The organism is Streptomyces aureus (assembly GCF_001418135.1).
Lineage (GTDB): Bacteria > Actinomycetota > Actinomycetes > Streptomycetales > Streptomycetaceae > Streptomyces > Streptomyces aureus_A.
Genome location: NZ_LIPQ01000076.1, coordinates 1 through 26553, shown reverse-complemented (window position 1 = coordinate 26553; position 26553 = coordinate 1). Strand labels below are relative to the sequence as shown.

The 26553-nt window shown below is 71.5% G+C and carries 26 protein-coding genes; 22 read left to right on the top strand and 4 right to left on the bottom strand.

Annotation, left to right across the window (positions count from 1 at the left end; genetic code table 11):
- A partial coding sequence (locus AOK00_RS08440; RefSeq protein WP_159041703.1) for an MFS transporter occupies positions 1-727 on the top strand: 727 nt, incomplete at its 5' end.
- 171 nt (positions 728-898) lie between these two features.
- Here the strand turns inward: AOK00_RS08440 and AOK00_RS08435 are convergent.
- On the bottom strand, positions 899-1870 hold the full coding sequence (locus AOK00_RS08435) for an LLM class flavin-dependent oxidoreductase (protein ID WP_055599688.1): 972 nt from the start codon (positions 1868-1870) through the stop codon (positions 899-901).
- 58 nt (positions 1871-1928) lie between these two features.
- A complete protein-coding gene (locus AOK00_RS08430) occupies positions 1929-3395 on the bottom strand; it encodes a cytosine permease (protein WP_055599687.1) in 1467 nt (488 codons plus the stop codon).
- A gap of 287 nt (positions 3396-3682) precedes the next feature.
- Here AOK00_RS08430 and ftsY point away from each other — a divergent pair, with 287 nt between their 5' ends.
- The gene (gene ftsY / locus AOK00_RS08425) at positions 3683-4906 is read left to right on the top strand and encodes a signal recognition particle-docking protein FtsY (protein ID WP_055599686.1); all 1224 of its coding nucleotides are present in this window, start codon (positions 3683-3685) and stop codon (positions 4904-4906) included.
- 63 nt (positions 4907-4969) lie between these two features.
- Here the strand turns inward: ftsY and AOK00_RS08420 are convergent, their stop codons facing one another.
- Positions 4970-5623 carry a bifunctional DNA primase/polymerase gene (locus AOK00_RS08420; protein ID WP_055599685.1) on the bottom strand — a complete coding sequence of 218 codons (654 nt, stop codon included), beginning with the start codon at positions 5621-5623 and terminating at the stop codon, positions 4970-4972.
- Positions 5624-6051: 428 nt separating this feature from the next.
- Here AOK00_RS08420 and nsdA point away from each other — a divergent pair, with 428 nt between their 5' ends.
- From nsdA to ftsH, 6 genes are all read left to right on the top strand, one after another.
- Entirely contained in the window at positions 6052-7527 is a 1476-nt protein-coding gene (nsdA, locus tag AOK00_RS08415) for a transcriptional repressor NsdA (protein ID WP_055599684.1), read from the top strand.
- A gap of 501 nt (positions 7528-8028) precedes the next feature.
- Entirely contained in the window at positions 8029-9375 is a 1347-nt protein-coding gene (locus tag AOK00_RS08410) for an ammonium transporter (RefSeq protein ID WP_055599683.1), read from the top strand.
- Entirely contained in the window at positions 9372-9710 is a 339-nt protein-coding gene (locus AOK00_RS08405) for a P-II family nitrogen regulator (protein WP_015036464.1), read from the top strand. The genes AOK00_RS08410 and AOK00_RS08405 overlap by 4 nt, the downstream gene beginning before the upstream one ends.
- Before the next feature lie 42 nt (positions 9711-9752).
- Entirely contained in the window at positions 9753-12221 is a 2469-nt protein-coding gene (locus AOK00_RS08400; RefSeq protein ID WP_055599682.1) for a [protein-PII] uridylyltransferase, read from the top strand.
- A gap of 118 nt (positions 12222-12339) precedes the next feature.
- Entirely contained in the window at positions 12340-13893 is a 1554-nt protein-coding gene (gene ffh, locus AOK00_RS08395; protein ID WP_055599681.1) for a signal recognition particle protein, read from the top strand.
- Positions 13894-14046: 153 nt separating this feature from the next.
- Positions 14047-15972: an ATP-dependent zinc metalloprotease FtsH gene (ftsH, locus tag AOK00_RS08390; RefSeq protein WP_055599680.1), complete on the top strand. Its 1926-nt coding sequence runs from the start codon at positions 14047-14049 to the stop codon at positions 15970-15972.
- Between the two features lie 70 nt (positions 15973-16042).
- Here ftsH and AOK00_RS08385 read toward each other — a convergent pair whose 3' ends face one another.
- Positions 16043-16768, bottom strand: coding sequence for a class I SAM-dependent methyltransferase (locus AOK00_RS08385; protein WP_055599679.1), 726 nt, complete (start codon positions 16766-16768; stop codon positions 16043-16045).
- Between the two features lie 361 nt (positions 16769-17129).
- On the opposite strand from AOK00_RS08385, the gene AOK00_RS08380 reads away from it, so the two are divergent.
- The 14 genes from AOK00_RS08380 to AOK00_RS08315 all read left to right on the top strand — a co-directional run.
- Positions 17130-17723 (top strand): hypothetical protein, encoded by a 594-nt coding sequence (locus tag AOK00_RS08380; RefSeq protein WP_024755886.1) that lies wholly within the window; start codon positions 17130-17132, stop codon positions 17721-17723.
- A 155-nt stretch (positions 17724-17878) separates the two neighbouring features.
- Positions 17879-18322 (top strand): 30S ribosomal protein S16, encoded by a 444-nt coding sequence (gene rpsP / locus AOK00_RS08375; RefSeq protein WP_055599678.1) that lies wholly within the window; start codon positions 17879-17881, stop codon positions 18320-18322.
- Positions 18323-18324: 2 nt separating this feature from the next.
- On the top strand, positions 18325-18564 hold the full coding sequence (locus tag AOK00_RS08370; RefSeq protein ID WP_003980229.1) for an RNA-binding protein: 240 nt from the start codon (positions 18325-18327) through the stop codon (positions 18562-18564).
- Between the two features lie 116 nt (positions 18565-18680).
- On the top strand, positions 18681-19274 hold the full coding sequence (gene rimM / locus AOK00_RS08365) for a ribosome maturation factor RimM (protein ID WP_055599677.1): 594 nt from the start codon (positions 18681-18683) through the stop codon (positions 19272-19274).
- Positions 19271-20092 carry a tRNA (guanosine(37)-N1)-methyltransferase TrmD gene (gene trmD / locus AOK00_RS08360; RefSeq protein ID WP_055599676.1) on the top strand — a complete coding sequence of 274 codons (822 nt, stop codon included), beginning with the start codon at positions 19271-19273 and terminating at the stop codon, positions 20090-20092. Before rimM ends, trmD begins: the two co-directional genes overlap by 4 nt.
- A 128-nt stretch (positions 20093-20220) precedes the next feature.
- Positions 20221-20571 carry a 50S ribosomal protein L19 gene (gene rplS / locus AOK00_RS08355; RefSeq protein WP_015036473.1) on the top strand — a complete coding sequence of 117 codons (351 nt, stop codon included), beginning with the start codon at positions 20221-20223 and terminating at the stop codon, positions 20569-20571.
- A 69-nt stretch (positions 20572-20640) separates the two neighbouring features.
- On the top strand, positions 20641-21471 hold the full coding sequence (lepB, locus tag AOK00_RS08350; RefSeq protein ID WP_055599675.1) for a signal peptidase I: 831 nt from the start codon (positions 20641-20643) through the stop codon (positions 21469-21471).
- Complete coding sequence (gene lepB / locus AOK00_RS08345; protein ID WP_055599674.1) at positions 21464-22459, top strand: signal peptidase I; 996 nt, start codon at positions 21464-21466, stop codon at positions 22457-22459. Before lepB (AOK00_RS08350) ends, lepB (AOK00_RS08345) begins: the two co-directional genes overlap by 8 nt.
- Entirely contained in the window at positions 22428-23375 is a 948-nt protein-coding gene (gene lepB, locus AOK00_RS08340) for a signal peptidase I (protein WP_055599673.1), read from the top strand. Before lepB (AOK00_RS08345) ends, lepB (AOK00_RS08340) begins: the two co-directional genes overlap by 32 nt.
- A gap of 75 nt (positions 23376-23450) precedes the next feature.
- Positions 23451-24227 (top strand): signal peptidase I, encoded by a 777-nt coding sequence (lepB, locus tag AOK00_RS08335; protein ID WP_055599672.1) that lies wholly within the window; start codon positions 23451-23453, stop codon positions 24225-24227.
- Complete coding sequence (locus tag AOK00_RS08330) at positions 24224-24847, top strand: NUDIX hydrolase (protein ID WP_301554191.1); 624 nt, start codon at positions 24224-24226, stop codon at positions 24845-24847. The genes lepB (AOK00_RS08335) and AOK00_RS08330 overlap by 4 nt, the downstream gene beginning before the upstream one ends.
- A gap of 55 nt (positions 24848-24902) precedes the next feature.
- Positions 24903-25211: a DUF2469 domain-containing protein gene (locus tag AOK00_RS08325; protein ID WP_005311352.1), complete on the top strand. Its 309-nt coding sequence runs from the start codon at positions 24903-24905 to the stop codon at positions 25209-25211.
- A gap of 110 nt (positions 25212-25321) precedes the next feature.
- Entirely contained in the window at positions 25322-25687 is a 366-nt protein-coding gene (locus AOK00_RS08320; protein WP_055599671.1) for a YraN family protein, read from the top strand.
- A gap of 1 nt (position 25688) precedes the next feature.
- Positions 25689-26553: magnesium chelatase domain-containing protein (locus AOK00_RS08315; protein WP_173861523.1), on the top strand; the 865-nt coding region annotated here is incomplete at its 3' end.

Genomic DNA, 26553 nt, shown 5'->3' with positions numbered 1-26553 from the left:
GGTCGAGGGCAGGGGCGTCGACCTCGACCACCGCGTCGCCGAGATCGACGCGGCCATGCGCAGCGAGCACAAGTCCACCTTCAAGGACCTGTTCACCGTCGGCTCCCGCTTCAAGCTGCTGCCCATCGTCTGGGTCGGCATCGGACTCTCGGTCTTCCAGCAGCTCGTCGGCATCAACGTCGCGTTCTACTACTCCGCGACCCTCTGGCAGTCCGTCGGCATCGACCCGTCGAGCTCGTTCTTCTACTCGTTCACCACGTCGATCATCAACATCATCGGCACCGTGATCGCGATGGTCCTGGTCGACCGCGTCGGCCGCAGGCCGCTCGCCCTCGTCGGCTCCGTCGGCATGGCGATCGCCCTCGCCTTCGAGGCCTGGGCCTTCTCCGCCGACCTCGTCGACGGCAAACTCCCCGAGACGCAGGGCGTCGTGGCGCTGATCGCCGCCCATGTCTTCGTGCTCTTCTTCGCCCTCTCGTGGGGCGTGGTGGTCTGGGTCTTCCTCGGCGAGATGTTCCCCAACCGGATCCGCGCCGCCGCCCTCGGTGTCGCCGCCTCCGCCCAGTGGATCGCCAACTGGGCCATCACGGCCAGCTTCCCGTCCCTCGCGGACTGGAACCTCTCCGGCACCTACGTCATCTACACGGTCTTCGCCGTGCTCTCGATCCCCTTCGTGCTCAGGTACGTCAAGGAGACCAAGGGCAAGGCGTTGGAGGAGATGGGCTAATCCCCGCTGCCCCTCTCCTCACCCACGGAACTGCCCCGGCCCGAGGCCTCACGCCTCGGACCGGGGCAGTACGTCGTGGTCGTCCGACCTCAGGCCGTGAGCCGGGGCAGTGCGTCACGATCGTCCGCCCTCAGGCCGTGAGCCGGGGCGGTGCGCCGTGGTCCTCCGCGCTCAGGCCGTGAGCCGTGGCACGACGGCGTCGCAGAACAGCCGCACGCTCCGCCACCCCTCCTCCACCGGCATCCCGCCGCACAGCGGATGCAGCACGAGGCTCTCCAGGCCGAGCGCCAGGCACTCCTCCGGAGTGACGACCCGGTAGACCCCCTCCGCGCGCAGCTCCGCCACCGTCGTCGCCGTCGACCGCACCGCCGAGCGGATGTCCTTCGACTGCCAGGAGGCGTACGTCCGCGCCTCGTGCAGGAAGTGCTCCCCGTATTCCGCCCAGGTCCGGTCCGGGTCCTCCGACAGGTGCAGCAGCGGCGTCACCTCGGCCGGCATCATCGTCCAGCCCTCCGCGCCGTACTCCGCACATCGCTCCTGGTAGTACGCCTCCAGCTCCGGCAGGTGCGCGCTCGGGAAGAACGGCAGCCCGAGCCGGGCCGCCCGCCGGGCCGCCGCCCGTGACGACCCCCCGACCAGAAGCATCGGATGCGGCTGGGTGAAGGGCCTCGGGGTGACCCGTACCGTACGGCCCTGATACGTGAACGGCTCCCCGCTCCAGGCCGTGAGCAGGGTCTCCAGGAGCAGGTCCTGGAGCTTGCCGCGCCGCCCCCAGTCGACCCCGCGCTCCTCGTACTCCTCCGGGCGGTAGCCGATGCCCGCCACCGTCACCAGGCGTCCTCCGCTCAGCAGGTCGAGGACCGCGATGTCCTCGGCCAGCCGCAGCGGGTCGTGCAGCGGCCCGATGATCGCGGAGACGGTCACCGCGATCCGCCTCGTCGCGCCGAAGACCGCGCCCGCGAGGGCGAAGGGGGAGGGGAGCCAGTTGTTGTCGACACCGTGGTGCTCCTCGGTCTGCACGGTGTCGACGCCGTGCGCGTCGGCGTGCACGGCCATCTCGACGGCGGCCCGGTAGCGGGCGGAGAGGGACTCGGGTGTCGCGCGGGGATCGACGAGGTTGAACCGTACGACGGTGAACGGCATGGGAAGTCCCCCTCCGCTGGTGGGATACCGGCGAAGGGGGACGTTATCTGACGCGGCGTCAGATGGAAACGGTGTCGCGGGCCTCGACGTGCTCCGCGGGCTCGACGGGCTCCTGAGCCGGCGTGCGCGGCAGCACGGCGTACAGCACGCCCGCCACCACGATGGTCGCCGCCCAGCCCAGGCCGTTCTCGCCGATCCAGGAGGAGGCGAGCGGACCGGAGAACCAGTCGACCTTGGTGAAGAGGAGGCCCACCAGCAGCGCGACCGCCCAGGCCGTCATCGCCTGCCAGGCGAAACCGCCCCGGTACCAGTACGCGCTGGTGCGGGTGGTGTCCATGAGGGCCACCGCGTCGTACGACCGGCGCCGCAGCATGTCCACGCCGAAGACGCCGATCCAGGCCGAGAACGCCACCGCGAGCAGGGTCAGGAAGGAGATGAAGGAGCCGATGAAGCTGGTCGCCACCACCATGAGCAGGAAGCCGAAGACCAGGCTGATCAGCGCGTTGACGCTGACCGCCGCCGCGCGCGAGACCTTGATGCCCAGGGTCTGCGCGGTGAACCCGGCCGAGTACATCGACATCGAGTTGATCAGCAGCATCCCGATCAGGGCGATCACCAGGTACGGCACCGAGATCCACATCGGAAGCAGCTCACCGATGAAGGAGACCGGGTCCTGCGCCGAGGCCAGGTCCGGCGTCGACACCGCCATGACCGCGCCCATCAGGACCATCGGCAGCACGACGATCCCGGCGCCGCCCACCGTCGAGCCGACCATCGCCTTCGACGAGGCGTTACGGGGCAGGTAGCGGGTGAAGTCGGGACCCGAGGGAACCCAGCTGATGCCACCGGCCGCGATCGTGCCGATGCCCGCGATCATCATCGCCGTCGAACCGGCCGGCTTGTCGAAGACCGCCGACCAGTCGGTGTTCGCCACCAGATGGACCAGGACGAGCACCGAGAAGGCGCCGAAGAGATACGTGGACCACTTGCTGCACACCCGCAGCGCGTTGATCCCGAGCCCCGAGACGAGGAAGGTGCAGGTGACGAAGAGGATCAGCGTCACGACGATGAGGAACGTGTTCGACTTCACGCCGAAGAGCAGGTCGAGCACGGTCAGCACCGCGTAGGCGCCGGTGACCGCGTTGATGGTCTCCCAGCCCCACCGGGCCACCCAGATCAGCGCGCCGGGAAAGAGGTTTCCGCGCTGACCGAACACCGCGCGCGACAGCGCCATCCCGGGTGCGCCGCCCCGCTTGCCCGCGATCGAGATCAGGCCGACGATCCCGTACGAGAGGACCGGCGCGGCGACCGCCACGGACAGGACCTGCCAGAAGTTCAGGCCGTTGAAGACGATCAGACCGGCGCCCATCGTGAGCAGCAGCACACTGATGTTGGCCGCCACCCAGGTCGGGAACAGCTCGCGGACCCGGCCGGTCCGCTCGGCGTCGGGGACGGGCTCGAGACCGCGGGTCTCCATCGCACCGTCGTGCGTCGCGCCTGCGGCTTCGGAGGCGTCGTGGGGCATGGGGGTACTCCGTACGAATGTGTGGGGGTCGGAACATCGTACATTCGCGCCCTAACGAGCAAAGGGCGCGTCAGCCCACAGAAGGGGCCGCAGCGCCCTCCGGGTGCGCCGCGCGCACCGACGCCTCGCGCACCGGCACCGGACCGATACGGCCCGGGTCGTGGCTCCGCCCCGAGGTGCTTCCCGTCGGCGTGCGGCCGAACGGCGGACCGGCCCGGCCCGGAGGGGCATGCCCCCGCCGGGAGAGCGGGGGGACGCGGGCGAGGTCACGCCATACTGGTTGAGTTATGGAACTCATCCTTGCTGTAGTCATCGCTCTGGTCGTCGCGGTCGCCGTGACGAGCGGGCTCGTGATCAGCGGTCGCAAGAAGAAGCAGCTGCCGCCGGCCGAGCCGCCGTCCACCACGCCGACCATCACCGCTCCGCCCGCCGAACCGCATGTCGGCGAGGAGGCGGAGACGCCGCGGGAGGAACCACGCCGCACGGTCGAGGAGGTCGCACTCCCCGCCGAGGAGGCCGTCGAGACGCCGGCCGCCGTCGAGGACCCCGTCGTCGCCGAGCCCGCGGCGCCCGCGATCGAGATCCCGGAGCCCACCGCCGGCCGTCTCGTCCGGCTCCGGGCCCGGCTCGCCCGCTCGCAGAACTCGCTCGGCAAGGGGCTGCTCACGCTCCTGTCCCGCGAGCACCTCGACGAGGACACCTGGGAGGAGATCGAGGAGACCCTACTCACGGCCGATGTCGGCGTCGCTCCCACCCAGGAGCTCGTCGAGCGCCTGCGCGAGCGGGTCCGGGTGCTCGGCACCCGCACCCCGGAGGAGCTGCGCGCGCTGCTCCGCGAGGAGCTCGTCACCCTGCTCGGCCCCGACCTCGACCGCACGGTGCACACCGAGAGCCCCTCGGACGTGCCGGGCGTCGTCATGGTCGTCGGTGTCAACGGCACCGGCAAGACCACCACCACCGGCAAGCTGGCCCGTGTCCTCGTCGCCGACGGCAAGTCCGTCGTCCTCGGCGCGGCCGACACCTTCCGTGCCGCCGCAGCCGACCAGCTCCAGACCTGGGGCGAGCGCGTCGGCGCCCGGACCATCCGCGGCCCGGAGGGCGGCGACCCGGCGTCGATCGCCTTCGACGCGGTCAAGGAGGGCATCGCGGAGGGTGCCGACGTCGTCCTCATCGACACCGCCGGCCGGCTCCACACCAAGACCGGCCTCATGGACGAGCTCGGCAAGGTCAAGCGCGTCGTCGAGAAGCACGGCCCGCTCGACGAGATCCTGCTCGTCCTCGACGCCACCACCGGCCAGAACGGTCTGATCCAGGCCCGGGTCTTCGCCGAGGTGGTCGACATCACCGGCATCGTGCTCACCAAGCTCGACGGCACCGCCAAGGGCGGCATCGTCGTGGCCGTCCAGCGCGAGCTGGGCGTCCCGGTCAAGCTGGTCGGCCTGGGCGAGGGCCCGGACGACCTGGCGCCGTTCGAGCCGGGCGCATTCGTCGACGCCCTGATCGGCGACTGACGCTCGTACCGACACGCGGAAGGGCCCTCGCCGGGTGGCGAGGGCCCTTCCGCGTACCGGGGCTCAGAACTGGGTGCGGTGGCAGATGTACGCCAGCGTGCCGAGCAGCAGGCGCGCCTGCGGCGGCGCGCCCGCCGTGTCCAGCGTCGGGGGCCGCAGCCAGCGCACCGGACCGAGCCCGCCCAGGTCCGACGGGGGAGCGGTGACGTAGGTGCCGGGCCCCAGGCAGTGCAGATCCAGATCGGCGTCGTCCCAGCCCATCCGGTAGAGCAGCTGCGGAAGCTCCGCCGCCGCTCCGGGCGCCACGAAGAACCGCGCCCGGCCGGTCGGCGTCGCGCACACAGGGCCCAGCGGCAGTCCCATGCGCTCGAGCCGGACGAGCGCCCGGCGGCCCGCGGCCTCGGCGACCTCGATCACGTCGAAGGCCCGGCCCACCGGGAGCAGCAGTGCCGCGCCGGGGTACTCCGACCACGCCTTGGTCGCGTCGTCGAGGCCGGCGCCGGCCGGGACCGGCTCCGCGAAGGAGAGGGGGTGCGCGCCCGGGGCCGTACACGCCGGATCCCCGCAGGAGCACTGGCCGGAGACGGCCCGCGCTCCGGGCACCACGTCCCAGCCCCACAGCCCTGTGTACTCGGCCACCGCTGTGCACTCCGTGGCGCGAACGCGGCGGCGTGCGCCGGACCGCATCTCACGAATGCCGCCGATCGTGAAACCCATGTCCCCTCCAACGGGTCGAGCGCGCCGGTGGTTACGACCCGGAGCACCGTCGTCACCCTTCGTCACGGGGTCCGTCGCCGAGAGTGGCGCGCGGTCGTGCGAGGGGTGGTGCGGGCCGGTGCGCGCGCCTCTCCGCGCATCCGTCCGCCGACTCCGGCTCGTCGCATGTCAAGTGAATCGCGTTCCGCGGGCGGCGAGTTCATTCGAAGGGGTGGCGAATGGTGGCGTTTCTTGAATCGCCCTCGTGGAGGGGTGATCGTAGGATTACTTTCAGTACTCGAACCCCCGGGGTCGCTTGCGCACGCGGGTATGCCGGAGGCAACCCGGTTTCCAGTTCGAAGGAGCACGAACGCCGGACGGGTGCCGCGGGACACGGCATTCTGGTAGGGGTTCACATGACAGGCAATCAGGTGGATGGGGGCGTTCCTGTGGGCGGCAACGGCGCAGACGGTACGACTGCCGGCAAGCGCCCGAACGAGCAGCTGGGTTCGTGGTTCGTGCGCAGCGGCTGGTCGAAGGGCGAACTCGCGCGCCAGGTGAACCGCCGGGCGCGCCAGATGGGCGCGCACCACATCTCCACCGACACCTCGCGCGTCCGTCGCTGGCTCGACGGCGAGCAGCCGCGCGAGCCCATCCCGCGGATCCTCTCCGAGCTGTTCTCCGAGCGCTTCGGCTCCGTCGTCGCCATCGAGGACCTCGGCCTGCGCGCCGCCCACCAGTCGCCCTCCGTCTCCGGCGTCGACCTGCCCTGGGCCGGACCGCAGACGGTCGCGCTGCTCGGTGAGTTCTCCCGCAGCGACCTCATGCTCGCCCGCCGCGGCTTCCTCGGCTCGTCCCTGTCGCTCGCCGCGGGACCCGCCCTCATCGAACCGATGCAGCGCTGGCTCGTCCCCACCCCCGCGGGCGACCTCGACCGCCCCGACCCGCTCACCGACGGCCGCCGCCCCAACCGGCTCTCCGAGATCGAACTCGACCTCCTCGAATCCACCACCGCCATGTTCCGCAAGTGGGACGCCCAGTGCGGCGGGGGGCTGCGCCGCAAGGCCGTCGTCGGCCAGCTCCACGAGGTCACCGACCTCCTCCAGGAGCCCCAGCCGGCCGCCACCGCCAAGCGCCTCTTCACCTGCGCCGCCGAACTCGCCGAACTCGCCGGCTGGATGAGCTACGACGTGGGCCTCCAGCCCACCGCCCAGAAGTACTTCGTGCTCGCCCTGCACGCCGCCAAGGAAGCCGGCGACAAGCCCCTCGGCTCGTACATCCTGTCCTCGATGAGCCGCCAGATGATCCACCTGGGCCGGCCCGACGACGCCCTCGAACTCATCCATCTGGCCCAGTACGGCAGTCGGGACTGCGCCACCGCGCGCACCCAGGCCATGCTGTATGCGATGGAGGCCCGCGCCTACGCCAACATGGGGCAGCCCTCCAAGTGCAAGCGGGCCGTCCGGATGGCCGAGGACACCTTCGCCGACGTCGGCCTCGACGGCGAGCCCGAGCCCGACTGGATCGGCTTCTTCTCCGAGGCCGAGCTCAACGGCGAGAACTCCCACTCCTACCGCGATCTCGCCTACGTCGCCGGACGCTCCCCGACGTACGCCTCGCTCGCCGAACCGGTCATGGAGCGGGCCGTCGAGCTCTTCGAGAAGGACCCCGACCACCAGCGGTCGTATGCGCTGAACCTCATCGGCATGGCCACCGTCCACCTCCTCAAGCGCGAGCCCGAGCAGTCCGTCGTCCTCGCCGAGAAGGCCCTCGGGGTCGCCCGCAGCATCCGCTCCGAGCGGGTCAACACCCGACTCCGCAAGACCGTCGACCACGCCGCCCGCAACTACAGCGACGTCGCCGAGGTGGTCCACCTCACCGACCGGCTCACCCAGCTGCTCCCCGAGGCCGCCGAAGCGGTCTGACCCACCCGGCGCCCCGGCGCCACCCGTACTCCGGCCGCGCCGGACGTCCCGTACTGCCCGACTCGGCTCCCCCGCCGCAAGGTCACACGGACGCCAGGCGCGGCCGGTCCTCGTGTGCCGTGGGCACCATTCCGCGGGCTGTTTCCCGTGTGCCGTGGGCATCGCTCCCCGCCGTGTTTCCCGTGTGCGGTGGGCACCGCTCCCCGGCCTGCTTCTCCTGTGCCGTGGGCAACCGCGCCCCGGGCCGTCTCTCGTCTGGCGTGGGCCCCGTTCCAGGCCCGTTTCCCCTGTGCGGAGGACACGGGCGTTACCTCGCTGTGATGCGGCCGTTCACGGTCGCGTAACACGCCCCACCCCTTCGTCACCGCTCGGAAACATCGAGCGGCATCGGCGGAAACCGCCCTGCGCGAATCTCTGGCTCATAACCGGCCACCCCTCACGGCCGCAGCCGCCCTCCGGCCCCGCCCCGCACAGGCCGTATTCGACGACGAGGAGACGCCGATGGCACCAGCCATCACGACCCTGGCAGCAGACGCCCCCGAGCTGTCCGCCGCCAACACCGGGTTCATGCTCATCTGCTCCGCCCTGGTCATGCTGATGACCCCGGCACTCGCCTTCTTCTACGGAGGCATGGTCCGCGTCAAGTCCACCCTCAACATGCTGATGATGAGCTTCATCAGCCTCGGGATCGTGACGATCCTGTGGGTGCTCTTCGGCTTCAGCCTCGCCTTCGGCACCGACTCGGGCTCGATCATCGGATGGTCCTCCGACTACGTCGGCCTCAGCGGAATCGGCGTCACCGAACTCTGGGACGGATACACCATCCCGGTGTACGTCTTCGCCGTCTTCCAGCTGATGTTCGCCATCCTCACCCCGGCCCTGATCAGCGGCGCCCTCGCCGACCGCGTCAAGTTCACCGCCTGGGCCCTCTTCATCACCCTCTGGGTCACCGTCGTCTACTTCCCCGTCGCCCACTGGGTCTGGGGCGCCGGCGGCTGGCTCTTCGAGATGGGCGTCATCGACTTCGCCGGAGGCACGGCGGTCCACATCAACGCCGGCGCCGCGGCCCTCGGCGTCATCCTCGTCATCGGCAAGCGCGTCGGCTTCAAGAAGGACCCGATGCGCCCGCACAGCCTCCCGCTGGTCATGCTCGGCGCCGGTCTCCTCTGGTTCGGCTGGTTCGGCTTCAACGCCGGCTCGTGGCTCGGCAACGACGACGGCGTCGGCGCGGTGATGTTCGTCAACACCCAGGTCGCCACCGCCGCCGCCATGCTCGCCTGGCTCGCGTACGAGAAGATCCGCCACGGCTCCTTCACCACCCTGGGCGCCGCATCCGGCGCGGTCGCCGGCCTCGTCGCCATCACCCCGTCCGGCGGCGCCGTCAGCCCGCTCGGCGCGATCGCCATCGGCGTCATCGCCGGTCTCCTCTGCGCCATGGCCGTCGGCCTCAAGTACAAGTTCGGCTACGACGACTCCCTCGACGTCATCGGCGTCCACCTCGTCGGCGGTGTCCTCGGCTCCCTCCTCGTCGGCCTCTTCGCCACCGGCGGCGTCCAGTCCGACGCCAAGGGCCTCTTCTACGGCGGCGGCCTGGACCAGCTCGGCAAGCAGGCGATCGGCGTCTTCGCCGTCCTCGCCTACTCTCTGATCGCCTCCGCGATCCTCGCGCTCCTCATCGACAAGACGATGGGCATGCGGGTCAGCGAGGACGACGAGGTCTCCGGCATCGACCAGGTCGAGCACGCCGAGACCGCGTACGACTTCAGCGGAGCCGGCGGCGGCGCGTCCTCGCGCTCCACCGCCGCCCCCGCCCCGGCCGTCACGGAGAACAAGAAGGTGGACGCATGAAGCTCATCACCGCGGTCGTGAAGCCGCACCGGCTCGACGAGATCAAGGAGGCCCTCCAGGCGTTCGGCGTCCACGGCCTCACCGTCACCGAGGCCAGCGGCTACGGCCGCCAGCGCGGCCACACCGAGGTCTACCGGGGCGCCGAGTACACGGTCGACCTGGTCCCCAAGATCCGCATCGAGGTCCTCGTCGAGGACGAGGACGCCGAACAGCTCATCGACGTCGTCGTGAAGGCCGCCCGAACCGGCAAGATCGGAGACGGCAAGGTGTGGAGCGTGCCGGTCGAGACCGCCGTGCGCGTCCGCACCGGCGAACGCGGTCCGGACGCCCTGTAGACAGCGGTCCGGACGCACCGTAAGCAACGAAGGAGCCGCCGGGTGACGAGCCTCGAAGTCAGCGAAGAGACCGAAGATTCGGGACCCGGCGGTTACGCGGCGGCCCGGCTGCTCCTCCTCCACGAGAAGGAGCGGTCCGGGCCGCCGCGCCGTGCCGCCCTCGCCCGGCTCACCGACGACTGGCTGGCCGCGCTCTTCGCGGCCGCCGCACCACTCCGCGGGGTCGCCCTCGTCGCCGTCGGCGGCTACGGCCGCGCCGAGCTCTCCCCGCGCAGCGACCTCGACCTCCTCCTGCTCCACGACGGCAGCGCCGACCCGGCCGCGATCGCCGCCCTCGCCGACCGCATCTGGTACCCCGTCTGGGACCTCGGACTCGCCCTCGACCACTCCGTCCGCACCGCCGCCGAGGCCCGCGCCACCGCTGCCGACGACCTCAAGGTCCACCTCGGCCTCCTCGACGCCCGGCCCCTCGCCGGCGACCACGGACTCGTCGCCGCCCTGCGCACCACCGTCCTCGCCGACTGGCGCAACCAGGCCCCCAGGCGCCTCCCCGAACTCGACGCACTCTGCCGCGAACGCGCCGAACGCATGGGGGAGCTCCAGTTCCTCCTCGAACCCGACCTCAAGGAGGCCAGGGGCGGCCTCCGCGACGCCCAGGTCCTCCGCGCCGTCGCCGCCTCCTGGCTCGCCGACGCCCCCCGCGAGGGCCTCGACAGCGCCCGCCGCCGCCTCCTCGACGCCCGCGACGCCCTCCACCTCACCACCGGACGCGCCACCGACCGGCTCGCCCTCCAGGAACAGGACGCCGTCGCCGCCGAACTCGGCCTCCTCGACGCCGACACCCTGCTCCGCGAGGTGTACGAGGCCGCCCGGACCATCTCGTACGCCACCGACGTCACCTGGCGCGAGGTCAACCGCGTCCTCAAGGCCCGCTCCGCCCGGCCCCGCCTCCGCGCCCTCCTGTCCGGCCGGGGCGGCGCAGGCCGGACAGCCACCGGGAAACCGCCCGTCGAGCGCACCCCGCTCGCCGAAGGCGTCGTCGAGATGGACGGCGAGGTCGTCCTCGCCCGCGCCGCCCGGCCCGAACGCGACCCCGTCCTGCCCCTGCGGGCCGCCGCCGCGGCCGCCCAGTCCGCCCTGCCGATCTCCCTGCACGCGGTACGCCGCCTCGCCGCCACCGCCATCCCGCTGCCCGTGCCCTGGCCCGCCGAGGCCCGCGAGGAACTCGTCACCCTGCTCGGCGCGGGCGAGGCCACCGTCCCCGTCTGGGAAGCCCTCGAAGCCGAGGGGATCATCACCCGGCTCCTGCCCGACTGGGAACGCGTCCGCTGCCGCCCCCAGCGCAACCCCGTCCACACCTGGACCGTCGACCGCCATCTCGTCGAGACCGCCGTCCGCGCCTCCTCGCTCACCCGCCGCGTCGGCCGCCCCGACCTCCTCCTCGTCGCCGCCCTCCTCCACGACATCGGCAAGGGCTGGCCCGGCGACCACTCCGTCGCCGGCGAGACCATCGCCCGCGACCTCGCCACCCGTATCGGCTTCGACCGCACCGACGTCGCCACCATCGCCACCGCCGTCCGCCACCACCTGCTCCTCGTCGAGACCGCCACCCGCCGCGACCTCGACGACCCCGCCACCGTCCGTGCCGTCGCGACCGCCGTCGGCACCCTCGGCACCCTGGAACTCCTGCACGCCCTCACCGAGGCCGACGCCCTCGCCACCGGACCCGCCGCCTGGTCCGCCTGGCGCGCCTCACTCGTCGCCGACCTGGTCAAACGGGTCGCCGGCGTCCTGGCGGGGGAGACCCCGCCCGACCCCGAGGCCGCCGCCCCCAGCGCGGAACAGGAACGGCTCGCCATCGAGGCCCTGCGCACCGGCGAACCCGTCCTCGCCCTCCACACCGAACCGGTCGTCGCGGAACCGGAGGAACCCGAACCGGTCGGCGTCGAACTCGTCATCGCCCTGCCCGACCAGCCGGGCGTCCTGCCCGCCGTCGCCGGCGTGCTCGCCCTCCACCGGCTCACCGTCCGCGCCGCCGACCTCCGCGCCGTCGAGCTCCCGCTCGACCTCGGCGCCGGCTCGGGACCCGTCCTCGTCCTCGACTGGCGGGTCGCCGCCGAATACGGCTCCCTGCCCGAGGCCGCCCGGCTCCGCGCCGACCTCGTCCGCGCCCTCGACGGCTCGCTCGACATCCCCGCCCGCCTGGCCGAACGCGAGGCCGCGTACCCGCGCCGGAGGGGCCTCACCGCCCCGCCGCCCCGCGTCACCGTCGCCGCCGCGGACTCCCGCCTCGCCACCGTCATCGAGGTCCGCGCCCAGGACGCGCCCGGCCTCCTCCACCGCATCGGCCGGGCCCTGGAGGGCGCGGCGGTACGCGTGCGGAGCGCGCACGTCTCGACGCTCGGCGCCAACGCCGTCGACACCCTGTACGTGACCCGCCCCGACGGCTCCCTGCTGCCGGACGAGGAGGCGATCGACCTGGCGCGCGCGCTGGAGTCGGCGCTCCGCTGAGCCCCGTTCGCCACCGCCCCCGCGCGCCGGATTCGGCGGGCGGGGGCACACACTTCGAGCGGCCCGATACCCTGGAGGGCAATCCGACCGCCCCCGACACCGAGGATCCGCGACCGCCGTGTTCGATACCCTCTCCGACCGCCTTGCAGCGACCTTCAAGAACCTCCGCGGCAAGGGCCGTCTGTCCGAGGCGGACATCGACGCCACCGCGCGCGAAATCCGTATCGCGCTGCTCGAAGCGGATGTCGCCCTGCCGGTCGTCCGGTCCTTCATCAAGCAGGTCAAGGAGCGCGCCCTCGGCATCGAGGTCTCGCAGGCCCTCAACCCTGCCCAGCAGGTCATCAAGATCGTCAACGAGGAGCTCATCGGCATCCTCGGCGGCGAGACCCGGCGCCTGCGGTTCGCCAAGACCGCGCCCACCGTGATCATGCTCGCCGGTCTCCAGGGTGCCGGTAAGACCACCCTCGCCGGAAAGCTCGGCCTCTGGCTCAAGGGCCAGGGCCACTCCCCGCTGCTCGTCGCCTGCGACCTCCAGCGCCCCAACGCCGTCACCCAGCTCGGTGTCGTCGCCGAGCGCGCGGGCGTGGCCTTCTACGGCCCGCAGCCGGGCAACGGCGTCGGTGACCCGGTCCAGGTCGCGAAGGACTCGATCGAGTTCGCGCGGACCAAGATGTACGACGTCGTCATCGTCGACACCGCCGGCCGCCTCGGCATCGACCAGGAGCTGATGCAGCAGGCCGCGGACATCCGCGACGCCGTCAGCCCCGACGAGGTCCTCTTCGTCGTCGACGCCATGATCGGTCAGGACGCGGTCAACACCGCCGAGGCCTTCCGCGACGGCGTCGGCTTCGACGGCGTCGTGCTCTCCAAGCTCGACGGCGACGCCCGAGGTGGCGCCGCGCTCTCCATCGCGCACGTCACCGGCAAGCAGATCATGTTCGCCTCCAACGGCGAGAAGCTGGACGAGTTCGACGCGTTCCACCCGGACCGCATGGCGTCCCGCATCCTCGGCATGGGCGACATGCTCTCCCTCATCGAGAAGGCGCAGCAGACCTTCGACGAGGAAGAGGCCGCCAAGATGGCCTCGAAGCTCGCGTCGAAGAAGGGCCAGGAGTTCACGCTCGACGACTTCCTGGCGCAGATGGAGCAGGTCCGCAAGATGGGCTCCATCTCGAAGCTCCTCGGCATGCTCCCGGGCATGGGCCAGATGAAGGAGCAGATCGCCAACATCGACGAGAAGGATGTCGACCGCACGGCCGCCATCATCAAGTCGATGACCCCGGGCGAGCGCCACGACCCCACCATCATCAACGGCTCGCGCCGCGCCCGTATCGCCAAGGGCTCCGGCGTCGAGGTCAGCGCGGTCAAGGGCCTCGTCGAGCGGTTCTTCGAGGCCCGCAAGATGATGTCCCGCATGGCCCAGGGCGGTGGCCTCCCCGGCATGCCGGGCATGCCGGGCATGGGCGGCGGCCCCGGCCGGCAGAAGAAGCAGGTCAAGCAGGCCAAGGGCAAGCGCAAGAGCGGCAACCCGATGAAGCGGAAGGCCGAGGAGCAGGCCGCCGCCGAGCGCCGCGACCAGGCGCAGCAGGGCGGGGCCTTCGGCCTTCCGGCGCCGGGGCAGACCCCGAAGGACTTCGAGCTGCCGGACGAGTTCAAGAAGTTCATGAGCTGATGAGCTGACCGGGCCGCGCGCCCAGGACGGTGTGAGGGGCCCGGAGCGGTACGAAACCGCCCTGGGCCCCTTTTCATCCCTCCGGACCGTCCGCGATGCCGCGTTCGTCCCGCTCTTCGATACTGGGGCCACAGCCGCCCCGAGGAGAGCCACGTGGCCAACCCCGTACCCCCGCGCGACCGGACCGACCAGCCCTGGCGCTCGGAAGGGGCCCCGCCGCCACCGCCGGCGAAGCGGAAGATGCCCGGCGGCTGGGGCGGCCTCATCCTCACCGCCCTGGTCGTCTATCTGATCGCCAACCTCGTGCTGTCGTTCTTCAACCGGGGAGACGAGCCGACGATCTCGTACACCGAGTTCAGCAAGCAGGTGAGCTCGGGCAACGTCACCAAGATCTACTCCAAGGGCGACGCCATCCAGGGGGAGCTGAAGAACAAGCAGCCCCTGCCCAACGGTGACAAGGGCGACTACGGCAAGTTCGTCACCCAGCGGCCCGCGTTCGCCGACGACGACCTGTGGGCGCAGCTGACCAAGCAGAACGTCACCGTCACCGCGGAGCCGGTCGTCCAGGAGCGCAGCTTCCTCGCCAACCTCCTCATCTCGCTCGCGCCGATGCTGCTGCTCGTGGCGCTGTGGATCTTCATCGCCCGCCGGATGAGCTCCGGGATGGGGGGCGCCGGCGGCATGCTGGGCCGCAAGGCCCCGCCCAAACCCGTCGAGCTGGAGGCCGGGGTCAAGCGCACCACCTTCGCCGACGTCGCCGGCATCGACGAGGTCGAGGGGGAGCTCAACGACGTCGTCGACTTCCTCAAGAACCCGCAGGCCTACCGCGAGATGGGCGCCAAGATGCCGCGCGGTGTGCTCCTCGCCGGCCCGCCCGGCACCGGCAAGACCCTGCTGGCCCGCGCCGTCGCGGGCGAGGCCGGGGTGCCGTTCTTCTCCGCCTCCGCGTCCGAGTTCATCGAGATGATCGTGGGCGTCGGCGCCTCCCGGGTCCGCGAACTGTTCGCCGAGGCCCGCAAGGTCGCCCCCGCGATCATCTTCATCGACGAGATCGACACCATCGGCCGTGCCCGCGGCGGCGGCTCCGGCATGGGCGGCCACGACGAGCGCGAGCAGACCCTCAACCAGATCCTCACCGAGATGGACGGCTTCACCGGCTCCGAGGGCGTCATCGTCCTCGCCGCCACCAACCGCGCCGACGTCCTCGACCCCGCGCTCACCCGGCCCGGCCGCTTCGACCGGATCGTGCACGTCAACCCGCCCGACCGGGGCGGCCGCGAGGCCATCCTCAGGATCCACACCCGGGAGATCCCGCTCGCCAAGGACGTCGACCTGGAACACGTCGCCCGCACGACCCCCGGGATGACCGGCGCCGAACTCGCCAACCTCGCCAACGAGGCCGCCCTCCTCGCCGTCAAGCGCGACCAGAGGGCCGTCACCCGGTCCGACCTCTCCGACGCCCTGGAGAAGGTCCAGCTCGGCGCCGAACGCCCGCTCGTGATGCCCGCCGACGAGCGGCGCCGCACCGCGTACCACGAGAGCGGCCACGCCCTCCTCGGCATGCTCCAGCCAGGCGCCGACCCCGTCCGCAAGATCACCATCGTGCCCCGCGGCCGCGCCCTCGGCGTCACCCTCTCCACCCCCGACTCCGACAAGTACGCCTACACCGAGGACTACCTGCGCGGCCGGATCATCGGCGCCCTCGGCGGCATGGCCGCCGAGCAGGTCGTGTTCGGCGTCGTCACCACCGGCGCCGAGAGCGATCTGGAACAGGTCACCAACATCGCCCGCGGCATGGCGGGACGCTGGGGCATGAGCGAGCGCGTCGGCCGCCTCACCGCCATCCCGAGCGACGCCCAGCAGGCGTACGGCCTCTCGGCGGCCCCCGCGACCCTCGACACCGTCGACGCGGAGATGCGCCGCATCGTCGACGAGTGCTACGAGAGCGCCGTACGGCAGCTCCGCGAGCACCGCGACAAGCTGGACGCGCTGGCCGCCGCGCTCCTGGAGAACGAGACCCTGGAGGAGGCCGCCGCCTACCGCGCGGCGGGCATCACGAGGGCGGCGCGGGAGGACTGAGCCGGCGTACGGGCCACCGGCGTACGGGCCACCGGCGTACGGGGGGCGCGGGCGTCCAGGGGCGCGGCCGTCACGGCACCCGGGCGACGACGTACCGGAAGACGTTCGGCATCCACACCGTGCCGTCCGCGCGCACGTGCGGGGCGAGCGCCTCCTCGATCTCCTTCTCGACCTGGGAGAGCTCCGTCGCCCGCACGGCCTCGTCGAACGCGCCCGTCGACAGCAGCCCGCGCACGGCGCTGCCCTCGTCGGCGTATCCGAACGGACAGGCCACCCGTCCCGAACCGGCCGGCCGCAGCCCCGCCCCGGCCACCAGACCCTCCAGGTCCGTCCGGAGGCCCGGCCGGCGGTCCGCGAGCCGGGCCGCGACCCGCAGCACCGCCTCCGTGGAGCACCGCTCCGGCGGCCCCCAGCCGGCGAGCACGACCGTCGCGCCCGGTTGGGCCGTACGGGTGAGTGCCACCAGCTCCGGCAGGAGCGCGTCCGTCGTGTGGAAGGCCGTGATCACGTCGTACGTGGCTCCCTCGGGGGGCTCCTCCGTGACCGTCACGTCTTCGGGGAGCCGCTCCCTCGCCAGCTCCACGCGCGCGTGGTCCCGGTCCACGCCGGCCACCCGGGCGCCCCGCGCCGCAGCCATGAGAAGCGCCAGGCCGGAGCCGCAGCGGAGGCCCAGGACCCGGGTTCCGGCGCCCACGCCGAGGCGGTCGTACACCGCCTCGTAGAGCGGGACGAGCATCCGTTCCTGGATCTCGGCCCAGTCGCGCGCGGGGTGGTGCGGGACGAGCGTAGGTGTCATGGAAAACTGCCCCAATCCGTGCTCGGACGACGACCCCCCGTAGCCAGGGAACTGCGCATCCCGTGCCGCGTCCAGTGGTCGCACCGCACCGATTCGTCCGGGAGAGAAGCGACCCGGTAATGTCCCTGCCACGCTTCCCGGTTCGTCCGGGGGGCCGTTCCCCAAGGGGCGCGCGCATCATGGCTACACGCCGGGGCGTATGCGCCACTACGCACCAGCTTGACGCCCGCTGCGTGGCTTCTCCGCAGATCGGCGCACTGGCCCTCGTCACGACACATCAATGGCAACTGACGGGTACGTGCAAAATATTTGGGATGCCCCGGAATGGAACCCGGGGGCACTTCGGCTCGTTGTACGCGACGTGAGCACGACACCACCTGTTCTCGCCGCAGAGCTGGCACAGGCGTGGGCCGACATTCAGCGGCACCACCCCGAGCTGCCCGATCTTGCCGCGCCCGAGTCCCTGATCGGAGAGTCCTCGTCCGCCTGCGGCGCCGAACTCTCCTTCGAACGACTGCTCCACGAGGCAGTCCACGGCATCGCCGCCGCCCGGGGTGTCCGCGACACCTCCCGCGCCGGCCGCTATCACAACCGCAGATTCCTCGCGATCGCCGAGGAGATGGGCCTCGACCACCCCGAGGAGCCGCACGCCAGCAGCGGTTTCTCCCTGGTCACGCTCAACCCCGAGGCGAGGCGGCGCTACCGCCCCACCATCGAGCGGCTCCAGCGCGCCCTCAAGGCCCACACGGTCGCCACGGCGGCCGACACCAAGCGCTCCTTCCGCGGACCGGCCGCCCGGCACGGCTCCTCGGGCGGAGGCGTCCGCGTCAAGGCCGTCTGCGACTGCGGACGCAACGTGCGAGTGGTGCCCTCGGTGCTCGCCCAGGCCCCGATCGTCTGCGGCGGCTGCGGCAAGCCCTTCCGCATCCCGGAGACCGTGGGCGCCGCGAGCTGACCTCGCGGTGTGTGGCACAATGGCTAGCTGTACTCGACAGTCGCACAGGACCCCTCTCTCCTCCGGCTGACGCGTCCATCGGGCATCCGAGTACCGCAACCCCACGTGGCATCTCAAAGTGCCCAACCACGTCAAGACCAGGAGACACCACTCCAGTGGCAGTCAAGATCAAGCTCAAGCGCCTCGGTAAGATCCGCCAGCCCCACTACCGCATCGTCGTCGCCGACTCCCGCACCCGTCGGGACGGTCGCGCGATCGAGGAGATCGGCCTCTACCACCCGACGTACAACCCGTCGCGTATCGAGGTCGACTCCGAGCGTGCGCAGTACTGGCTGTCCGTCGGCGCCCAGCCGACCGAGCCGGTTCTCGCCATCCTGAAGCTCACGGGCGACTGGCAGAAGCACAAGGGCCTCCCGGCCCCCGAGAAGGCTCTGCTCGTCCCCGCGACGAAGGAGGCCAAGCGCGCCTCGTTCGACGAGTTCGCGAAGACCCTCGAGGGCGACGAGGCCAAGGGTGAGGCCATCACCCCGAAGGCCAAGAAGGCCGACAAGAAGGCGGACGAGGCCGAGGCCGCGTCCACCGAGTCGACCGAGGCCTGATCATGCTCGAGGAGGCTCTCGAGCACCTCGTGAAGGGCATCGTCGACAACCCCGACGACGTGCAGGTCGCCTCGCGCACCCTGCGCCGCGGCCGCGTGCTGGAGGTCCGGGTCCACCCGGACGACCTCGGCAAGGTGATCGGCCGCAACGGCCGCACCGCACGCGCGCTGCGTACCGTCGTGGGCGCCATCGGCGGCCGTGGCATCCGGGTCGACCTCGTCGACGTGGACCAGGTCCGCTGAGCAGGCCGGCAGCATCACCTTAGTTGTGCCGGCACGGGCCGGGGAGGGCTTAAGAGCCCACCCCGGCCCGTTGTCGTTCGCGTCGTACGAGCTGTGTGACAGGAGAGTGTGGAGCAGTGCAGTTGGTAGTCGCGCGGATCGGCCGCGCCCACGGGATCAAGGGCGAGGTCACCGTCGAGGTACGCACGGACGAGCCCGAACTCAGGCTCGGCCCCGGTGCCGTACTGCTCACCGACCCGGCCTCCGCCGGGCCGCTGACCATCGAGACCGGCCGGGTGCACAGCGGCCGGCTGTTGCTGCGCTTCGAGGGCGTCCGCGACCGCAACGCCGCCGAGGCCCTGCGCAACATCCTCCTCATCGCCGAGGTCGACCCCACGGAGATGCCCGAGGAGGAGGACGAGTACTACGACCACCAGCTCATGGACCTGGACGTGGTGCTCGCCGACGGCACCGAGATCGGCCGCATCACCGAGATCTCCCACCTGCCGTCCCAGGACCTCTTCATCGTCGAGCGCCCCGACGGCACCGAGCTGATGATCCCGTTCGTCGAGTCGATCGTCACCGAGATCGACCTGGAGGAGCAGCGGGCCGTCATCGACCCGCCGCCCGGCCTGATCGACGACCGCGCCGAGATCGTCTCCTCCCGCGACGAGTCCGGCGAGAAGTCCGACGAGGCGTCCGACGACGAGTCCGGTGAGGGCCAGGCATGAGGCTCGACGTCGTCACGATCTTCCCCGAGTACCTCGAGCCGCTGAACGTCTCCCTCGTCGGCAAGGCCCGCGCGCGCGGACAGCTCGACGTCCACGTCCACGACCTGCGGGACTGGACGTACGACCGGCACAACACCGTCGACGACACCCCGTACGGCGGCGGCCCCGGCATGGTCATGAAGACCGACCCCTGGGGCGACGCGCTCGACCAGACGCTCGCCGACGGCTACGAGAGCGGCGCCCACGGTCCCGTCATCGTCGTCCCGACCCCCAGCGGACGCCCCTTCACCCAGGAGCTCGCCGTCGAGCTCTCCGAGCGGCCCTGGCTGATCTTCACCCCGGCCCGCTACGAGGGCATCGACCGCCGCGTCATGGACGAGTACGCGACCCGGATGCCCGTCTACGAGGTCTCCATCGGCGACTACGTCCTGGCCGGCGGCGAGGCGGCCGTCCTCGTCGTCACCGAGGCCGTCGCCCGCCTCCTGCCCGGCGTCCTCGGCAACGCCGAGTCCCACCGGGACGACTCCTTCGCCCCCGGCGCCATGGCCAACCTCCTCGAAGGCCCCGTCTACACCAAGCCCCCCGAGTGGCGCGGCCGGGGCATCCCCGACGTCCTCCTCAGCGGGCACCACGGCAGGATCGCCCGCTGGCGGCGCGACGAGGCCTTCCGCCGCACCGCCGCCAACCGGCCCGATCTCATCGAGCGCTGCGACCCGGCCGCCTTCGACAAGAAGGACCGCGAGATCCTCTCGATGATGGGCTGGGCGCCCGAGCCCGGCGGCCGATTTTGGCGCAAGCTCGACGACGTGGAACAATAGGCCGCTGTCGTCCGTCCGGCGCGCGCCCCTGCCACAGGGGGAACGACGCCGCCAGGAACGGACGATCTTCCGAATCACTTCGAACGTACCGCTGATGACCTGTGGCATCAGCGAGGAAAGAGACCTCCATGGCCTCCCTGCTCGACCAGGTCAACGCGGGTTCGCTCCGCTCCGACCTCCCCGCCTTCCGCCCCGGCGACACCGTGAACGTCCACGTGCGCGTCATCGAAGGCAACCGCTCGCGTATCCAGCAGTTCAAGGGCGTCGTCATCCGTCGCCAGGGTTCGGGCGTCAGCGAGACCTTCACGGTCCGCAAGGTCTCGTTCTCCGTCGGCGTCGAGCGCACCTTCCCGGTGAACAGCCCGATCTTCGAGAAGATCGAGCTCGTGACCCGCGGTGACGTCCGTCGCGCCAAGCTCTACTACCTGCGTGAGCTGCGCGGCAAGGCTGCCAAGATCAAGGAGAAGCGCGACCGCTGAGCTCAGGCTCCCGGCACGCTCGACGCTTCCGAGCCCTCGCACAGGCAGTCCGGATAGGCTCTGCCACCGATGGACACCGAAGCACAGCACACGGAGCGCGACCCCTCTTCCGGTACGGAGGACGGGTCGCGCTCCGCGCGCGTTTCCGCGGACACGAACGACGCGAGGGACACGGGGGACGGGGAGGACACGGCCGACGCCGGGAGTGCGAGGAGCACCTCCTCCTGGCGGCGCACGGCCTTCCTGGGCGGCGCCTGCGTGACCTTCCTGCTGCTCCTGAGCCACTTCGTGATGCAGCCCTTCCTGATCCCCAGCCGCTCCATGGAACCGACCCTCCAGGTCGGCGACCGAATCCTGGTCAACAAGCTGGCGTACCGTTTCGGCAGTGAGCCGGCCCGGGGCGACGTCGTCGTCTTCGACGGCACCGGATCCTTCGTACGCGAACAGCCCCGGGGCAATCCCGTCACCGGTCTCCTGCACGACGGGGCGGCCGCCCTCGGGCTCGCCGAACCCGACGAGACCGACTTCGTGAAGCGGGTCGTCGGCATCGGCGGCGACCGGGTCGTCTGCTGCGACAGGAACGGCCGGCTCACCGTCAACGGCGTCCCCGTCGAGGAGCGCTACGTGATGTTCGGCGACCAGCCGTCCAGCGTGCCCTTCGACATCGTCGTCCCGCCGGACAAGCTCTGGGTCCTGGGCGACCACCGCAGCCAGTCCAGCGACTCCCGCGACCACCTCGGCAACCCCGGCGGCGGCATGGTCCCCGTCGACAAGGTCGTCGGCCGCGCCGACTGGATCGCCTGGCCCCTGGGCCGCTGGTCCACGGTCCAGGAGACCGACGCATTCGACGCCGTCCCCGGAGCGCCGGCCGGCGGGCACGGGACGGCACCCCATGGGTAGCCGGGGACGACCGCCGGGCGGCGCCGGGCACGCCCCCGACCGGGGACCCGAGCAGGCCGCACCCCTGCCGGGCCGGGCCGAGCGGCGCAGGCTCGCCCGCAAGGTCAAGCGGCGCAGGCAGCGCTCCGCCATCCGGGAGATCCCCATCCTGGTCACGGTGGCCGTCCTCATCGCGCTCGTCCTGAAGACCTTCCTGGTCCAGGCGTTCGTCATTCCCTCCGGCTCCATGGAACAGACGATCCGCATCTCCGACCGGGTCCTCGTCGACAAGCTCACGCCCTGGTTCGGCTCCCGCCCGCAGCGCGGCGACGTCGTCGTCTTCAAGGACCCCGGCAACTGGCTCCAGCAGGAGGCCGCGCCGCCCGCCGACGACCCGGTCGGCATCAAGCAGGCCAAGCAGGCCCTCACCTTCATCGGGCTGCTGCCCTCCGCCGACGACCGGGACCTCATCAAGCGGGTCGTCGGCGTCGGGGGCGACACCGTCCGCTGCTGCGGCAAGGACGGGCGGATCACCGTCAACGGCGTACCGCTCGACGAGCCGTATCTGCACCCGGGCAACGAGCCGTCGACCATCCCCTTCGAGGTGAAGGTCCCGCAGGGCCGGATCTTCGTCCTCGGCGACCACCGCTCCGACTCGGCCGACTCCCGCTTCCACCTCGACGAGAAGGACCACGGCACCGTCTCGGAGGAGCAGGTCGTGGGCCGTGCGGTGGTGATCGCCTGGCCCGTCGCACACTGGCGGGGCCTGGAGGAACGCGGGACCTTCGCCGCCGTACCGGACGCCCGTACGGGTTCCGAGTCCGCGCTCGGTACGTCGCATAGTGTGTCCCAGCGGAATCTCAACGGATTCCCCGGGCTCCCGACCCCTGCGGAACTTCTGCTCGTTATGGGAGTGGTGGGCCTGTCCCTGTTCCGGGGCAGGCGATCGCACGGACTGAGGAGTGGATGTGGGGGATTTGGCCGTCGGCGCACGATCCGGACACGATGAGCCCGACAAGAGGGCCGGCGGGGCCTTCGGCGATGACACGACGGGTGACGACGTGACGGATGACGGGCAGGCGCAGCCGCCGAGTGGCGGGGCACCGGACGGCGGGACGCCGGACGACGGTGAAGAGACGGCGGGCGGCTCCGGCCAGGGCCCCAAGAAGCCGCGTTCCTTCTGGAAGGAACTGCCCCTCCTCGTCGGCATCGCGCTCGTCCTCGCCCTGCTGATCAAGACCTTCCTGGTGCAGGCGTTCTCGATCCCCTCGGAATCGATGATGAACACCCTCCAGCGGGGCGACCGGGTTCTCGTCGACAAGCTGACCCCCTGGTTCGGCTCCGAGCCCGAGCGCGGCGAGGTCGTCGTCTTCCACGACCCGGGCGGCTGGCTCGAGGGCCAGGAGACGCCCACGCCCAACGTGGTGCAGAAGTTCCTCAGCTTCATCGGCCTCATGCCGTCCGCCGAGGAGAAGGACCTCATCAAGCGGGTCATCGCCGTCGGCGGCGACACCGTGTCCTGCAAGGAGGGCGGCAAGGTCATCCTCAACGGCGTGGCCCTGGACGAGACCGCGTACCTCTACCCCGGCTCCGTCCCCTGCCAGGACTCCTTCGGCCCGATCAAGGTCCCCGAGAACCGCATCTGGGTCATGGGCGACAACCGTCAGAACTCCCTCGACTCCCGCTTCCACCAGCAGCTTCCCGGTGGCGGGACCGTCTCCAACGACGAGGTCGTGGGCCGCGCGGTCGTCATCGCCTGGCCCGTCACCCGCTGGGCCACGCTCCCGGTGCCCGACATCTTCGACAACCCCGCGCTCAACAAGGCCCTGGGCGCCGCCCCCCTCGGCGCGGCCGGCCTCGCCGGAGCGCTCCCGCTGGTCCTGTGGCGCCGGAAGAAGGTCGCCGCACGGCATACCGCCGAGTAGTGACCCGCGGGTAGGGTGCCGTCCCGGACCGTCCACAGACCAACGGTCCGCCGACAGACCTACCGGGGTGCGCACATGAGCGGAAACATACGGACCAAGGGCGGCCACGGCCGCCTCGGCAGCGCGCTGTCGGGGCTGGCCGTGGCCGTCGGCTGTGTGCTCTTCCTCGGCGGCTTCGTCTGGGGAGCCCTGCTCTACCAGCCGTACTCCGTCCCCACCGACTCGATGACGCCCACCCTCGACGTCGGATCCAAGATCCTCGCCCAGCGCGTCGACGGCGACGAGGTGCGGCGCGGAGACGTGGTCGTCTTCACCGACCCCCTCTGGGGCAACGCACCCATGGTCAAGCGGGTCGCCGCCGTCGGCGGCGACACCGTCGCCTGCTGCGGCGCGGACGGCCGCCTCACCGTCAACGGCAAGCCCGTCGACGAGCCCTATCTGCGGCCCGGACCGGGCGGCAGGACCATCGCCTCCGGCACCGAGTTCTCCGTCACCGTCCCGGCCGGCAACCTCTTCCTCCTCGGCGACGACCGGCACACCTCGCTCGACTCCCGTACGCACATGGAGGAGGCAGGACAGGGCTCCGTGCCCCGCTCCTCCGTGGTCGCCAGGGTCGACGCCGTGGTCTGGCCCGCCAAGGGCCTCCTGGACCGCCCCACGGGCTTCGCCGGCCTTCCCGGGGGGATCTCGGAGCCCGGGCCCGTCATGCCCCTCCTGGGCGCGATCGCGGCCGGAGCCGTGCTGGTGCTGGCCGGGGGAGCGTACGGGCCGGTGGTACGGCGCGTGGGCCGGCTCACGAAGGGCCGGCCGGCGGGCACCGCTCCCGGGGCGCGAGAGAAGGTGGGTACATGACGGACTCCACGGCGCGGCAGACGCAGGGGCCAGGTGCCGAACCGGGCGGAGAGTTCGGCACCGCGCCGGGTGCCGGCCCGGCTGTCGGCCCGGCCACGGGTCCGGCCACCGGTCCGGCCACCGGTCCGCAGGCGGAGGTCCGGCGGGTCGCGCGTGTCGTCCTGCTCGACCCCGACGACCGCATCCTCCTCATGCACGGCTACGAGCCCGACCACCCCGACCAGACCTGGTGGTTCACACCCGGCGGCGGCCTGGAGGGCGACGAGACCCGGCAGGAGGCGGCCCTGCGCGAGCTCGCCGAGGAGACCGGCATCACCGACGTCGACCTCGGGCCCGTGCTCTGGACGCGGTACTGCTCGTTCCCCTTCGACGGGCGCCGCTGGGACCAGGACGAGTGGTACTACCTCGCCCGCACCCGGAGGACCGAGGCCACGCCCCGGCCCCAGGCCCTCACCGAGCTGGAGAACCGCAGCCTCGCGGGCCTCAGATGGTGGACCTCCGCCGAACTGTCGGCGGCCCGTGAGACGGTGTACCCGACCAGACTCGCCGAGCTGCTGCGCACGCTGCTCGACGAGGGACCTCCGTGTGCACCGGTGGTTCTCGCCCCGGAAATCGTTTAGGGGCGCGTCCGCCTGGCGCACAATAGGGGGACGCACGGCTGAAGGGGAACATGCCATGAGTGCCGAGGACCTCGAGAAGTACGAGACCGAGATGGAGCTGAAGCTCTACCGGGAGTACCGCGATGTCGTCGGGCTGTTCAAATACGTGATCGAGACCGAGCGGCGCTTCTACCTCACCAACGACTACGAGATGCAGGTGCACTCGGTCCAGGGCGAGGTCTTCTTCGAGGTCAGCATGGCCGACGCCTGGGTCTGGGACATGTACAGACCGGCCAGGTTCGTCAAGCAGGTCCGTGTTCTCACCTTCAAGGACGTGAACATCGAGGAGCTCAACAAGAGCGACCTCGAACTCCCCGGCAGCTGAACCGACCTCGCCCGCGAGGGTGAGCCGGTTTTCCACAGATCCCCCGCCGTCCACAGCGCCGCACGCGATCCCACCCGCTCCGTCACATTCGGTGACGGAGGTGGTACCGCATGAACAGGACCCAAGCACTCGGACGGTACGGAGAAGAGCTGGCCACCCGCCGGCTCACCGCGACCGGCATGCACATCCTCGCCCGCAACTGGCGTTGCGGCCGGACCGGCGAGATCGACATCGTCGCCCGCCACGGCGACACCCTCGTCATCTGCGAGGTCAAGACCCGGCGCGACGGCGCGTACGAACACCCGATGGCCGCCGTCACACCCCGCAAGGCGGACCGGCTCAGGCGCCTCGCCGCCTGCTGGCTCGACCGCAGCGGGATCCCCGCCCCGCTCGGCGGCGTCCGCATCGACCTCATCGGCATCGTCCTGCCCCGTCGCGGCGCCCCGCTCCTCACCCACGCCCAGGGGGTGGCCTGAGATGGGATTCGCCCGCACCTGCTCCGTCGCCCTCGTCGGCGTCGAAGGTGTCGTCGTCGAGGTCCAGGCCGACCTCGAACCCGGCGTCGCCGCCTTCACCCTCGTCGGCCTCCCCGACAAGAGCCTCACCGAGAGCCGTGACCGGGTCCGCGCCGCCGTCGTCAACTCCGGCGCCGAATGGCCCCAGAAGAAACTCACCGTCGGACTCAGCCCCGCATCCGTACCGAAAGGCGGGTCGGGTTTCGACCTCGCCGTAGCGGCGGCGGTTCTCGGCGCCGCCGAGCGCGTCGACCCGCGTGCCATCGCCGACCTCGTCCTCATCGGCGAACTCGGCCTCGACGGACGCGTCCGGCCCGTCCGCGGCATCCTCCCCGCCGTCCTCGCCGCCGCCGACGCCGGGTACCGCCAGGTCGTCGTCCCCGAGCAGACCGCCGGCGAGGCCGCCCTCGTGCCCGGGGTGTCCGTCCTCGGCGTCCGAAGCCTCCGCCAGCTCATCGCCGTCCTCACCGGCGAACCCGTCCCCGAGGAGGAACCCACCGAGGCCGGCCGACCCGACGCCATGCTCGCCGGACTCCTCGTCCCCGGCGCCGGCCTCGGCACCGGACTCGCAGCCGACGCCGCCGACCCCTCCGAAGGCCCCGACCTCGCCGACGTCGCCGGCCAGCACCGAGCCCGCCGCGCCCTCGAAGTCGCCGCCGCCGGCAGCCACCACCTCCTGCTCTCGGGACCGCCCGGCGCCGGCAAGACCATGCTGGCCGAGCGCCTCCCCGGCATCCTCCCGCCCCTCACCCGGCAGGAATCCCTCGAAGTCACCGCCGTCCACTCCGTCGCCGGCATCCTCCCGCCCGGCGACGGAGTGGACGGCG

What these genes read in the sequence shown, in the direction of transcription:
- AOK00_RS08435 (WP_055599688.1), bottom strand. Translation starts at nt 1,870, where the DNA reads ATGCCGTTCACCGTCGTACGGTTCAACCTCGTCGATCCCCGCGCGACA.
- AOK00_RS08430 (WP_055599687.1), bottom strand. Translation starts at nt 3,395, where the DNA reads ATGCCCCACGACGCCTCCGAAGCCGCAGGCGCGACGCACGACGGTGCG.
- ftsY (WP_055599686.1), top strand. Translation starts at nt 3,683, where the DNA reads ATGGAACTCATCCTTGCTGTAGTCATCGCTCTGGTCGTCGCGGTCGCC.
- AOK00_RS08420 (WP_055599685.1), bottom strand. Translation starts at nt 5,623, where the DNA reads ATGGGTTTCACGATCGGCGGCATTCGTGAGATGCGGTCCGGCGCACGC.
- AOK00_RS08410 (WP_055599683.1), top strand. Translation starts at nt 8,029, where the DNA reads ATGGCACCAGCCATCACGACCCTGGCAGCAGACGCCCCCGAGCTGTCC.
- AOK00_RS08405 (WP_015036464.1), top strand. Translation starts at nt 9,372, where the DNA reads ATGAAGCTCATCACCGCGGTCGTGAAGCCGCACCGGCTCGACGAGATC.
- AOK00_RS08385 (WP_055599679.1), bottom strand. Translation starts at nt 16,768, where the DNA reads ATGACACCTACGCTCGTCCCGCACCACCCCGCGCGCGACTGGGCCGAG.
- AOK00_RS08370 (WP_003980229.1), top strand. Translation starts at nt 18,325, where the DNA reads ATGCTCGAGGAGGCTCTCGAGCACCTCGTGAAGGGCATCGTCGACAAC.
- trmD (WP_055599676.1), top strand. Translation starts at nt 19,271, where the DNA reads ATGAGGCTCGACGTCGTCACGATCTTCCCCGAGTACCTCGAGCCGCTG.
- rplS (WP_015036473.1), top strand. Translation starts at nt 20,221, where the DNA reads ATGGCCTCCCTGCTCGACCAGGTCAACGCGGGTTCGCTCCGCTCCGAC.
- lepB (WP_055599675.1), top strand. Translation starts at nt 20,641, where the DNA reads ATGGACACCGAAGCACAGCACACGGAGCGCGACCCCTCTTCCGGTACG.
- lepB (WP_055599674.1), top strand. Translation starts at nt 21,464, where the DNA reads ATGGGTAGCCGGGGACGACCGCCGGGCGGCGCCGGGCACGCCCCCGAC.
- lepB (WP_055599672.1), top strand. Translation starts at nt 23,451, where the DNA reads ATGAGCGGAAACATACGGACCAAGGGCGGCCACGGCCGCCTCGGCAGC.
- AOK00_RS08330 (WP_301554191.1), top strand. Translation starts at nt 24,224, where the DNA reads ATGACGGACTCCACGGCGCGGCAGACGCAGGGGCCAGGTGCCGAACCG.
- AOK00_RS08325 (WP_005311352.1), top strand. Translation starts at nt 24,903, where the DNA reads ATGAGTGCCGAGGACCTCGAGAAGTACGAGACCGAGATGGAGCTGAAG.
- AOK00_RS08320 (WP_055599671.1), top strand. Translation starts at nt 25,322, where the DNA reads ATGAACAGGACCCAAGCACTCGGACGGTACGGAGAAGAGCTGGCCACC.